This is a genomic window from Tropicibacter naphthalenivorans, assembly GCF_900176475.1.
GTDB classification, from domain to species: domain Bacteria; phylum Pseudomonadota; class Alphaproteobacteria; order Rhodobacterales; family Rhodobacteraceae; genus Tropicibacter; species Tropicibacter naphthalenivorans.
Map to the genome: position 1 here is coordinate 164226 of NZ_FWXX01000008.1, position 11518 is coordinate 175743.

The 11518-nt window shown below is 64.2% G+C and carries 9 protein-coding genes and 1 pseudogene; 2 read left to right on the plus strand and 8 right to left on the minus strand.

Going from position 1 to position 11518, the window contains the following annotated elements; genetic code table 11:
- The 6 genes and pseudogenes from B9A11_RS16255 to B9A11_RS16275 form a co-directional block, all read right to left on the minus strand.
- Nucleotides 1–945 carry a hydroxymethylglutaryl-CoA lyase gene (locus B9A11_RS16255; RefSeq protein ID WP_058248856.1) on the minus strand — a complete coding sequence of 315 codons (945 nt, stop codon included), beginning with the start codon at nt 943–945 and terminating at the stop codon, nt 1–3.
- A complete protein-coding gene (locus B9A11_RS21890) occupies nt 942–1715 on the minus strand; it encodes an enoyl-CoA hydratase/isomerase family protein (RefSeq protein WP_306345514.1) in 774 nt (257 codons plus the stop codon). The genes B9A11_RS16255 and B9A11_RS21890 overlap by 4 nt, the downstream gene beginning before the upstream one ends.
- A pseudogene (locus tag B9A11_RS21895) lies at nt 1716–2633 on the minus strand (beta-keto acid cleavage family enzyme); the annotation flags it as partial.
- Nucleotides 2634–2646: 13 nt separating this feature from the next.
- Complete coding sequence (locus B9A11_RS16265) at nt 2647–3837, minus strand: acetyl-CoA hydrolase/transferase family protein (protein WP_058248857.1); 1191 nt, start codon at nt 3835–3837, stop codon at nt 2647–2649.
- A 55-nt stretch (nt 3838–3892) separates the two neighbouring features.
- Nucleotides 3893–4855, minus strand: coding sequence for a CaiB/BaiF CoA transferase family protein (locus B9A11_RS16270; RefSeq protein WP_058248858.1), 963 nt, complete (start codon nt 4853–4855; stop codon nt 3893–3895).
- 177 nt (nt 4856–5032) lie between these two features.
- Nucleotides 5033–5893 (minus strand): aldo/keto reductase, encoded by an 861-nt coding sequence (locus B9A11_RS16275; RefSeq protein WP_058248859.1) that lies wholly within the window; start codon nt 5891–5893, stop codon nt 5033–5035.
- Between the two features lie 251 nt (nt 5894–6144).
- On the opposite strand from B9A11_RS16275, the gene B9A11_RS16280 reads away from it, so the two are divergent.
- Entirely contained in the window at nt 6145–7908 is a 1764-nt protein-coding gene (locus B9A11_RS16280) for a methyl-accepting chemotaxis protein (protein WP_058248860.1), read from the plus strand.
- 9 nt (nt 7909–7917) lie between these two features.
- Here B9A11_RS16280 and B9A11_RS16285 read toward each other — a convergent pair whose 3' ends face one another.
- The gene (locus B9A11_RS16285) at nt 7918–9099 is read right to left on the minus strand and encodes a LysR family transcriptional regulator (protein ID WP_058248861.1); all 1182 of its coding nucleotides are present in this window, start codon (nt 9097–9099) and stop codon (nt 7918–7920) included.
- A gap of 192 nt (nt 9100–9291) precedes the next feature.
- Here B9A11_RS16285 and B9A11_RS16290 point away from each other — a divergent pair, with 192 nt between their 5' ends.
- Nucleotides 9292–10251 (plus strand): VOC family protein, encoded by a 960-nt coding sequence (locus B9A11_RS16290; protein WP_058248862.1) that lies wholly within the window; start codon nt 9292–9294, stop codon nt 10249–10251.
- Between the two features lie 168 nt (nt 10252–10419).
- Here B9A11_RS16290 and hpaD read toward each other — a convergent pair whose 3' ends face one another.
- A complete protein-coding gene (hpaD, locus tag B9A11_RS16295) occupies nt 10420–11400 on the minus strand; it encodes a 3,4-dihydroxyphenylacetate 2,3-dioxygenase (RefSeq protein WP_058248863.1) in 981 nt (326 codons plus the stop codon).
- Between the last annotated feature and the right edge of the window lie 118 nt (nt 11401–11518).

Consider the following 11518-nt stretch of genomic DNA (forward strand, 5'->3'; position numbering starts at 1 on the left):
TCATGCCTCGGGTGAACGGTTGAAAACGCCCGCAAGGGCGAGCTTGCTTGTCAGGGGGTGGCCGACGATGTCCGCGGCCAGCTTGGCGGCGCGGGTCAGGGCGGGAATGTCGATGCCAGTCTCGATGCCAAGGCGGTCACAGAGCAGCGCCAGTTCCTCGGTCGCCACGTTGCCCGCGGCGGATTTATGGCCCGCAAAGGGGCAGCCGCCCAGACCACCGACCGAGGCGTCAAAGCGCGCCACGCCCAGTTCCAGCCCCGCCATGGCGTTGGCAATGCCCAGCTCGCGGGTGTCGTGCAGGTGCAAGGCCACGGGATACTCCCAACGGTCACGCACGGCACTGACCAGCGCGCGGACATCCGATGGCCCCGCCGCGCCGATGGTGTCGCACAGGGTGATATTGGCCGGGGGCGCGCCCGCCTCTTCGCAGACCGCGACCAGCTCTGACAGGCGGTGCAACGCCTTCTCAACCGGGATCACGCCTTCGTAATTGCAGCCAAAGGCGGTGAAGAGATAGAGCGGCCCAGAGCCCAGCCCATGCTCGGAATAGAGCGCGCGCAGCTTGCGCTGGCGGTCGATCTGCTGGTCCGGCGTCGTATTGTTGTTGCGCGCAAGGAAGCTGTCAGAGGCCGACCCAAAGGTCAGCGCGGGCGTATACAGCCCGCTGTCCAGCGCCTGCAAAAACCCCTTGGCGTTCAGCCACATAGAGCCGTAGACGACGCCGCTGCGCCGGGTGATCCCTGCGGCGATGTCAAGGGCGTCCGCCATCTGCGGCACCACCTTACGGTTCGCGAAAGACGCGCATTCGATTTCCGGCACGCCGGTTTCCGAGAGCGCGTCGATCAGGCGGATTTTGTCCTTGGTCTGGATCGAAGGCGGCTCGAACTGAAAGCCTTCGCGCGGGCCGACTTCGGTGATGTGGACGAAAGACGGCAGGTCGCTCATTTGCCTGTCCACTTTGGCGCGCGCTTTTCGGCAAAGGCTTGCAGCCCTTCCTTTGCGTCCTCGGTCTGGGGCATCAGGCCGATCTGACTTTCGAGGAAAGCGATGGACTGCTCGAACGTCATGCCGGACGTGGCGTTCAGCGCGTATTTGCCCCGGCGGATGGCGCTGGGGGATTTCGACACCACGCGCTCGACCAGCCGGTCGGTCTTGGCGTCCAAGTCCTCGGCCACGTAGTTCACTAGGTTGCAGTCCAGCGCCTCCTGCGCCGTCAGCATCTCGCCGGTGTAGCACATCTCGGCGAATGTGCGCGCCGGGATCATGGATTGCAGCAAGGCCGCGACCTGCATCGGGAAAAGGCCGACCTTGACCTCTGGCAGGCCGAATTTCGCGGTCGGGGCGGCCACGGCCATGTCGCAGACCGCCAGAAGGCCCATTCCCCCGGCAAGGCAGAACCCGTTGATCCGGCCAATCACCGGAACCGTCGCGCGGCGGGCGGCGCGCAGCAGGTTGGCGTAGTTGGACACGGGTTCGGAGTAGTCAAAGCTGAACACCCCGCCGCCAAGGTCCGCGCCCGAGCAAAACGCCTTGTCCCCCGTGCCGGTCAACACGATGGCGCGGATGCCGGGGTCGCGCGAGGCCTCGTCAAAGGCCGCCGTCATCGCAAGGATGGCCGCGTCGTCGATGGCGTTGCGCTTTTCCGGGCGGTTTATGGTCAGGCGCAGGACGCCCCCCGCACGGTCCACCAACAGGCTGTCAGAAGTTGACATCATGCCCCCTTTGAGTTCCAGAATCTCGCGGGCCTCGTCAGGGGTGGCGACCTCCATCCCCAAGTCCTCGATCATCTTTTTCGCGAAACTGACCTGAGCCGCGTTGCTTTGCGCCAGCGTGCCGCGCCCCAGCCAGAGGCTATCCTCCAACCCCACACGCACGTTGCCGCCCAGCATTACCGATTGCGCGGCGATCTGCATCTGCTTGGCCCCCGCGCCCAGCACCGACCAGCGGTAATTGTCGCCAAAGAGGCGGTCGGCGGTGCGCTTCATGTGCAGGACGCCTTCGGGGTGCTGGCCGATGCCGCCAAGGATGCCGAACACCGACTGGATAAAGACCGGCCCCTTGATCAACCCGCGATCGACGAAATGCTTGCAGGTGTACAGATGCCCGATGTCATAGCACTCGATCTCGAACCGCGTGCCATTGTCGGCGCAGCGGGTCAGGATCATCTCGATGTCCTTGAAGGTGTTCTTGAACACCCGGTCGTCGGAGGTGCGCAGGTAGTCCTCTTCCCAGTCGTGTTTGAACTCAGAAAAGCGGTTCAGCATCGGGTAGAGGCCAAAGTTCATCGACCCCATATTGAGGCTCGCGACCTCGGGTTTGTGGTGCAACGCGGGGCCAAGCCGTTCCTCGGTGGTCATCAGGGTCGAGCCGCCGGTGGTGATGTTCAGCACCGCGCCGGTGCGCTGCTTGATAACCGGAGGGATGCCTGTGTAGGCCTCCACCGATTGGTCGGGGATGCCGTTCTCGGGGTTGCGCGCGTGCAGGTGGATGATCGCCGCGCCCGCCTCTGCGGCCCCCACGGCGGCGTCGGCGATTTCCTCGGGCGTGACCGGCAGATGCGGCGACATGGACGGCGTGTGGATCGAGCCTGTGACGGCACAGGTGATGATGACTTTGCGCGAGAGGTTGGCCATGGTCTATGCTCCTTTACAGGGTGGTCGCGTGGGCGCGCAGCGCGGCGCGGTCGTCCGGGTGGGCGATGTCGGCCAGGGCCAGCGCGCGTTCGCGCACCGACAGGCCGCGCAGCTGCGCGACGCCGTATTCAGTCACCACGGTTTCGACAAAGGTCCGTGACAGCGAGACGATATGCCCGTCCAGCTGCGGCACGATCCAGGGGCGCCCCCCGTTGGTCTGCGAACGAAGCCCAAGGATGAACTGCCCCCCGTCAACCTGCCCGCCGACCGCAAAGTCGATCAGCCCGCCCATGGACCCCGTCTGCTTGCCGCCGATGGTCTCGGCGTTCACCTGCCCCAGCAGGTCGATTTCCAGCGCCGAGTTGACCGAGACCACGGTTTTGCGGCGGACGAAGTCTTCGGGCCGGTGGGTGGTCAGGGCGCTGGCGAGCGCAATGTCGGGGTTATTCGCGACCCAGTCGTACAGCGCCTTGGTGCCGAAAATATCGCCCGTCTCGGCCTTTGGGCTGTCTGCGGTGGCGCAGCCGGCCTCGATCAGCGCCATGGTCGGATCGGTGAAGGTGTTGATGAACCGTAAGTCCTTCGCGCCCTTGTCGATCAAGGCATTGGCGGCGGCCAGAGGGATACCCCCGACCCCAAGGCTGATGCTCGACCCGTCGGGGATCAGCTCGGCCACGCGGCGGCCAATTTCGCTGTCGATCTCGTCCAGGGGACGGTTGGGGTATTCGGCCAGCGGCACGTCCCCTTCGACGAGGATGTCGATGTCCGAGGTGTGAATGCGCGCGTCCCCCAAGGTGCGCGGCATGTTCGGGTTCACCTGCGCGATCAACAGCTTGGAACTGCCCGCGATGCCCTTGGCGGCGGTGCAGCAGACGCCAAAGCTGTGATAGCCATCGGCGTCCGCGGGCGAGACGTGGATCAGCCCTGAGTCAAAGCTGCTCTCGTCCAGAAAACGCGCGGTCCGCGCCCATGTCAGCGGCAGGTATTCCGCCTGCACATCGGGGGCGGTCTTGCGCAGCAAGGTGCCGGGCAGGAACCACGTCTTGAACCGGAGGTTGCGCGCGCAGGGCATGGACAGGAACTTGTACCCCGACAGCAGCATCCCCGAGATCACCGTCAGGTCGGTCAGATCGGCGGCGCGCTCCCAAAGGGCGGCGGTCACCACCGTCGGCTCGGCGCTGAGATGCGGGAAGGCGACGGTCATGCCGCTTTCAATCTGCTGGACCGCGTCGGCGGGGGGTCATCCATTTGGGCATGACTCAGGCCTCCTGCGCCTGGACAAGGACACCCGCCGCGATCAGCCGGTCCACCTCGGCCTCGGGCAGCACGCGCAGGGCGTAATCGCGGGTGTGTTCGCCAATCGCCGGGGCGGTCGTCGCCTTGGGATTGCGCGCGCCGTCAAAGCGCCAAGGGCCGCGCATCACGCGCAAACCATCCTCGCGCGCGTCCTCATAGAGGTCGAGCCATTGCACCTGCGGATGTTCGGTCAGCTCCAGCCCCGTGACCACCGGCGCATAGGGCACATCGGCGTCGCGCAGCCGGTCCCGCCATTCGGCCTGATCGCGCTTGGCGAATTCGGCCTCGGCGATGGGACGCAGATCGTAGTAGTGGCGCTTGCGGTCGGGATAGGTGGTAAAGCGCGGATCCTCCAGCAGGTCGGGCCGGTCGATGGCGCGCACGAACCCTTGCCAGAACTTTTCCAAGCCGGACATATGCACGGCAATCGCCGCCCCGTCGCGGGTCGTCAGGGCAAAGCTTTGCGCCGTGGGGTGGCGGCTTTCGCGGTGGGGGCTTTGGCCGGTCTCAAAGGTCTGGGTCATGGCGTCCACGGTCAGCGCGCTCATGGCGTCGAGCAGCGAGGTTTTCACCACCGTGCCGCCGCCCGTGCGCGCCCGCACCACGTCGGCCCCAAGGCCAAGCCGGTCCATCACACCGGGGCGCGAGTTCTCGATCAGCACGTCGAACTGCGGCAAGAGCGCCTTGATCATCGCGATCCCGTCGGGGGATTTCAGGTCAACCGAGATGCTTTGCTTGCCGCTGTTGGCTTGGACGAAATAGTGGCTTTGCGTGCCGACCCCGCGGCGAAAGGCATCGCCCGAGGGCGCCTCGACCTTGACGACATCGGCGCCCAGCGAGGCCAGCAAAGCCCCCGCGTAGGGGCCAGAGATATAGGCGCCGAGTTCCAGAACCCGGATCCCTTTAAGAGGCGTGGCGGTCTGCACGGGTGTCCCGTCATCTTGTGTGTCGGGGTCATGTTAGTCGCCCGCGCCGCCCCACTCTAGAAAGACCGCCCCGCGCCGCCCCTGTGGCTTTCACAGGCAAAGGCTTTGGCCCCAAAAACGAACCCCCCCGCAAAACTGCGAGGGGTTCGCGCCGATCCGACAGGGAGGATGGGTCGATCAGCTTTTGCCGGAATACACCGGGAAGGCCGACGCATCGCCATAGTCCTTGGCGTCAATCGCCTTGAGCGTGTCCATGTCCTCGGCCGAGATGTCGAAATCCACGTCGGCGTTCGATTTCATGTGATCCGGGTTCGCGGTCTTGGGCAGCGCCAGCAGGTCCTGTTGCAGGATGTAGCGGATGCACAGCTGCGGCACGCTGACGTCATATTTCGCCGCGATTTCCTTGATTTGCTCGTTCTCAAGGATCTTGCCGTGACCGATGGGCGAGTAGGCCTCGACCAGCATCCCCTTGGATTTGGCATAGTCGATCAGCTCAAACGGCGTGTTGCCCACGTGTGCCAGAACCTGGTTGATCATCGGCTTGATGCGCGCGTTGTCCAGCAGGTTATCAAGGTCTTGCTTTTGGAAGTTCGACACGCCGATGGCGCGGATTTTCCCGGCGTCGACCGCCTCTTCCAGCGCTTTCCACGCGGCAAGGTTGCCGTCGAAAAAGCGGTCCTCGCTGCCCCAGTGTTCCCACGGCTGCGGGCTGTGGATGATGAACAGGTCGACATAGTCCAAGCCCATGGTTTCCAAGGATTTATCAACGGCGGCCTTCGCGCCTTCGTAGTCCTTGATCTCGGCGGCCAGCTTGGTCTGCACGAAAATCTTGTCACGCGGCACGCCGCTGGTGCGCACGCCTTCGCCGACGCCGCGCTCGTTCTCATAGGCCTGGGCGGTGTCGATGTGGCGATAGCCGATCTCGATCGCTGCCTTGACCGCATCGGCGACCACGTCGTCCTCAATCATCCAGGTGCCAAGCGCCAGTTTCGGTACGGCCACGCCGTTGGGCAGGTTCAGGGTGTCTTGCAAGCTCATAAGCGTATCCTTTCAGTCTCTTCGCGGCGTTTGCCGCTGTCTGAAGGTCAGATAGGGCGATGGGTGCGCAGGAATAATCGACCCGCGCTGCAACCCACCAATGAGCCATTTTCATCAATCCCCGGCATTCTGCGCAAAGGACCGGGCCAAGGGCCAAAATGCGTAAGATTAGCAGAGAACAGCGGATGATCCTTACGGTTTATTCAGATGTCCGGCGCTACACCCAAGGCACCTGTCAGCAGGAGAGCCGAATGTTCCGAACGATGCCGATTAAGACGCGCCTGATCCTCGCGGGTGTGTTTTCGACGACGATGGTCCTGCTGACCGCCAGCTTGGGCATTCTCGGCCTGTGGATGGGCGATCTGGGCCTCAAGAAAGAGATCAGCGCCTCTGCCTCGATCCGCGATTTGATGATGGCCGACATGATGCACGAAGGGCTGTCCGCCGATGTTATGCAGGCGCTGCTGATCGGCCCCGATGGCCCCGCGGCAGACCGCGCCGCCGTTCTGGACAAGCTTGACGGCGACATCATCACCATGACCGACGCGATTGGCGCGCTTGATGGTCAAGAGTTGCCGGGGCCGGTGCGCGCGGCGCTGACCACGGTAAAGCCGACCATCGCGGCCTATACCGCCTCGGCGCGCGAAACCGCGACCGCAGGGCTAGAGGACCGCGCCGCCGGGGAGGCTGCCTTGCCGCAATTCCTGGAGCGTTTCGAACAGCTTGAGGTGGATCTGGGGCGCCTTGGTGACCTGATCGAAGACACCGCCGCCCAGACCCAGCAAAAAGCGCAAGAGACCGACAGCCTGCTGCTGATGGTGCTGGCCGGGGTTGCCGTGCTGGCCACTGCTGCCATGAGCTATTCCAGTTGGCGCGCCACCCAGAGCATTTCCAAACCGATCGAGCGTCTGCGGCAAGCCTTGGCCGAGGTGGCAGAGGGTGCCTTTGACACCCGCATCGGGGATATCACGCGCGACGACGACATCGGCGCCATTGCCCGCGACATCGACATGATCACCTCTCGGATCGAGGCGGCGCTGCTCGAACAACAAGTGATGGGTCAAGACAGCGCACGCGCCATTGAACATCTTGGCAGCGGACTGCGCCGCATGGCCGAAGGGGATTTCACCCAGCAAATCCATGACCCCTTCAACGAGCTGTACGAGCCGCTGCGCAATGACTTCAACACCACCCTCAAGGGGTTGCGTCAGGTGATCGCGCAGGTGATCGACAGCAGCAGCCTGATCAATCAGCGCGCCGCCCATATCACCCGCTCGTCCCAGGATCTGTCCAGCCGCACGGAAACCCAAGCCGCCACCCTGGAACAGACCGCCGCCGCCATCGAGGAGATGACCCGCACCGTCACCTCTGCCGCCGGAGATGCGCGCCACGTGGACGAGGCCATGCGTCAGGCCCGCGACGATTTTGATGCCAGTGACCGGATCGTGCAGCAGGCGGCGGGCACCATGCGCGCCATCGACGATTCGTCGAAACAAATTTCGATGATCATCGGCCTGATCGACGACATTACCTTTCAAACCAACCTGTTGGCCCTGAACGCCGGGGTCGAGGCGGCGCGCGCCGGCGAGGCGGGCAGCGGCTTTGCGGTCGTCGCCTCAGAGGTCCGCGGTCTGGCCCAGCGGTCCGCCGAAGCGGCGCAAGAGATCAAGGATCTCATCAAGCGCAGCAACGAAAACGTCCAAAATGGCGTCAGCCACATCGACGCCGTCAGCGCCTCGCTGTCGAAACTGGTGAAACAGGTGACCTCTGCCTCGGAACTCGCGGCGCGGATCGCCTTGGGCACCACCGAACAGGCCCACGCCCTCAGCGAGATCAACACCGGCATCACCCAGTTGGACCACGTCACGCAGCAAAACGCGCATATGGTGGTGGATGCCAGCTCCAGCGCCAGCGAGATGAACAGCGAAGCAGAGCGGCTCAACGGTCTCGTCAGCGCCTTTGTGATCGGGGCCGAAGAGGACACCGCCGCCAAGGCCGACAAGCGCGCGGCCTGAGCCCATGCGCTACGCCACAAGATCGCGGGCCGCCGCGCGGATCAGGGCGATCAACTGCGCCTGCGCACCCGTCGGCACCCAGCCTGCGCGCGTAGTCAGCCCAATGGCCCGCCCCGGCCAGTCCACCTCGACGTTCAGCCGCACCAGCAGCCCCGCGTCGATCTCTGCCTGCGCCTGATGCCGCGAAATGCAGCCCAGCATGTCCGACCGCCGCAACACCTCGCGCATCAACAAGATAGAGCCGCATTCCATCAGGCTGGCGGGCACCGCCGCCTCTGCCCCTTGGAACAGCGCATCGAATTGCGCGCGCGAGGGGGTGCCACGGCCCGGCACGACCCACGGATGCCGCAGCAGCACATCCATCGGCACCGAGCCTGCGCGCCCTAGCGGGTGACCGGGCCGCGCCAAAACCGCAAGGCCATCATCGAACAGGCGCTCTTGGACCACGTCCCCGATGGGCAGCGGATCCCGCATCGCCCCGACCAAAACGTCGATTTCGCCGCGCCGCAACCGCCCCAACAACGCATCATAAGCCCCGTCAATCACCGTCACACACTGCTGCGGGCGGGCCTGGTGAAAGCGCGCCAGGGCTTCGGGCAGCACCACCGACCGCGACAAGGGCAGCGCCCCCACGACGATCCGGCCCACCTCGCGCCCGTCGAATTCGGCCAACTCGGCTTCGGCTTGGTCGATCTCGGAAAAGGCCAGCCGCGCGGCCTGCGCCACGTCTTGGCAGGCGCGCGTGGGCACCGCGCCGAACGAAGTTCGCTCAAACAAGGCACGGCCCGCGGCGCTTTCCAGATGCGACACGGCGCGGTGCACGGTCGGCTGCGCCAACCCCAGCGCGCGCGCCGCGAGGGTGAAATTCTGCGCCTCTGTCATGGCGATCAGCGCCTGCAATTGCGCGCTTGTTGCGGTCTGGACCAACCTTGGCGACACCGCCTCCAACGCCGCATCCAAACGCGCCATGGCGCGGCGCAGGCGGACCTCGAAAACCCGCCCGCGCGCTGTCAGGAAAAAGCCTTGGCGCGTGCGGTCGAACAAAGCGCCTCCGCTGGCCTGCTCCAGCTTATGCAGCGATTGCGTCACGGCGGGCTGCGAGACGTGACACTGCGCGGCGGCAAGGGTCGGAGTGCGCAGCGAGACCACCGCAAGGAACACGCGAAAATGCCTGAGATTTCGGTTCAGCATGGCCCCGCCTCCCTTGAAAGTGATTGCCTCTGTGGCCAATCTAGCGTCTCATGAGGCTGTCGTAAACGCCACCATTATAGCCTGTGCTTATCCAAATTGGCGGCTTTATGACTTGCACCAAGGCGCTGCGGCGTGGGATGCCTGTGCGCGCGGACACCCCCCGTGTGCCCCGCCCCAGAGGGAGGAAAGACCATGACCGCAACCACCCAAGTGTTTGATGTCGCCCACTTGGGGCACATCGAGATGCTGACCGACAAGTACGACGAATCGCTCGACTTTTTCACCCGCGTTTACGGGCTGGTGCTATCGGCCGAGGATGAGACCAGCGCCTATCTGCGCGCTTGGGACGACTATGAATTTCACTCGCTCAAGCTGACGCGGGCCGAAACGACAGGCGTCGGCCACATCGGCTATCGCTGCGTCTCGCCCGAGGCGCTCGCACGGCGCGTGGAGGCAATCGAGGCGTCAGGTTATCCGGTGCTGGGCTGGACCGAGGGCGATCTGGGACACAGTCGGGCGTTTCGGTTCCAAGACCCCTTTGGCCATGTGTTCGAGCTGTATTACGACACCAACCGGTTTGTGCCGCAGACCGCCGCCGAGACGCCTGCTCTGAAAAACACGGCCAGCGCCTTTACCGGGGCGGCGCCGCGGCGGCTGGATCACCTGAATTTGCTGGCCGAGGATGTGAGCGAGTTCCGGCGCTTTATGGAGGTCTGCCTCGGCAGCCGCGTGACCGAATATATCCAGCTCGACAACGGGCGGATCGGCGGCTGTTGGTTCACGGTCAACAACAAGACTTACGATCTGGCCTGCACCGAAGAGCACGGCGGCGGGATGGGGCGGCTGCACCATGTGACCTATGCCACCGACCAGCGCGAAGACATCCTGCGCGCGGCGGATATCTTCCTGCAAAACGACGTGCATATCGAGACTGGGCCGCATAAACACGCCATTCAGGGCACGTTTTTCCTGTATGTGTGGGAGCCTGCGGGCAATCGGGTCGAGCTGGCCAATGCCGGCGCGCGGTTGATTTTGGCCCCCGATTGGGAGCCGGTGTGCTGGACCGAGGCCGATCGCAAGAAGGGGCAGGCCTGGGGGCTGAAGACCATCGAGAGTTTTCACACCCATGGCACGCCGCCCGTCAAGGGCTAGCGGGTTTTGGTTTCGTCTGGGCTTTGCCCAGCCGACCGGCGCGCCCTGCGGGCGCGGATTTGGATATTTTTAAAGAGAAGAAGCCCAAACGGGGCGCGTCGTGAGCGGCGGCTCGATTGGCGAGAGCGGGAAGGGGCGCGCGGTGAGGTCCGGCGCCCCTGATCAGGTTTAGGGAGCGATGATGGGCGATGCGCCGAGGGTCGAGGGCGCGGGGTCGAGACCTTCGAAGACCGAGCCGTGTTCGAACCAGCTGCGCGGGGCGGCGGCGCCCCAGAGCGTCTGGCGCTGCGGGTCTTTGAGATCCCATTTGATCGCCTCGAGGTCCGGGTCAACCGTCTGATAATCCGAGCAATAAATCTCGATCCGGTGACCATCGGGGTCAAGGATATAGAGGAAGAAGGCGTTGGAAATCCCGTGCCGCCCCGGCCCGCGTTCGATGTTGCTCACGTAGCCGGTGGTCGCCATCAGGTCGAGCAGGTCGATGATGTTCATCGGCGTCGGCACCCAGAAAGCGGTGTGGTGCAGGCGTGGGCCGGTGCCGTTGGTAAAGGCGATGTCGTGCACGCCGCCCTTGCGGTGGGTCCAGGCGGCCCAAAGGCGGTTGCTTTCGTCGTCCTCGGTGTATTCGGTGACGCGGAAACCGATCTCGTTATAGAACCCGACGGCGGCGTCCACGTCTGGCACGAAGCAGTTGAAGTGGTCGATGCGCAGCGGTTTCACGCCTTTATACAGAGCGTATTTCTGGTGGATCGGCTCGAGGCGGTCCATCTTGAAATAGAACTCCATCGGCATCCCGAGGTGGTCATGCGTGGCCAGGGTGCGACCCTGATAGGGGCGCTCGACCCATTCGGTCTTGTGGCCCTTGGCGGCGAACCACGCCTGCGCCTTGTCCAGCTGCTCTTCGTCAAAAACCTTGTAGGACAGGGACTTGACGTGGCTTTCCTCGGATTTGTGCAGCACCATGCAGTGGTGGCCGCGCTCTTCCATGGCGCGCAGATAGACGGTTTGCTCGTCCTCATCGGTGATTTGCAGGCCCAGCGTGTCGACGTAGAACGCCTTGGACGCGGCAAGATCCTTGACCCCGAAATCGACGTGGCTGAGGCGGATGATGTTGAACGGCGGGTAAAGGTTCGGTGCAGGGATCGGCATGGGTTATCCTCCCAGTTTCGGAGTTTTATGCGCAGCGCGCGGGAAGCTGACGTTGACGGTTTCCATGTAGAAATCGAACGACCAGTCGCCGCCGTCGCGGCCGATGCCGGACGCTTTG

Coding starts and splice junctions, on each gene's coding strand:
- B9A11_RS16255 (WP_058248856.1), bottom strand. CDS start 945: ATGAGCGACCTGCCGTCTTTCGTCCACATCACCGAAGTCGGCCCGCGC.
- B9A11_RS21890 (WP_306345514.1), bottom strand. CDS start 1,715: ATGATGTCAACTTCTGACAGCCTGTTGGTGGACCGTGCGGGGGGCGTC.
- B9A11_RS16265 (WP_058248857.1), bottom strand. CDS start 3,837: ATGACCGTCGCCTTCCCGCATCTCAGCGCCGAGCCGACGGTGGTGACC.
- B9A11_RS16275 (WP_058248859.1), bottom strand. CDS start 5,893: ATGAGCTTGCAAGACACCCTGAACCTGCCCAACGGCGTGGCCGTACCG.
- B9A11_RS16280 (WP_058248860.1), top strand. CDS start 6,145: ATGTTCCGAACGATGCCGATTAAGACGCGCCTGATCCTCGCGGGTGTG.
- B9A11_RS16285 (WP_058248861.1), bottom strand. CDS start 9,099: ATGCTGAACCGAAATCTCAGGCATTTTCGCGTGTTCCTTGCGGTGGTC.
- B9A11_RS16290 (WP_058248862.1), top strand. CDS start 9,292: ATGACCGCAACCACCCAAGTGTTTGATGTCGCCCACTTGGGGCACATC.
- hpaD (WP_058248863.1), bottom strand. CDS start 11,400: ATGCCGATCCCTGCACCGAACCTTTACCCGCCGTTCAACATCATCCGC.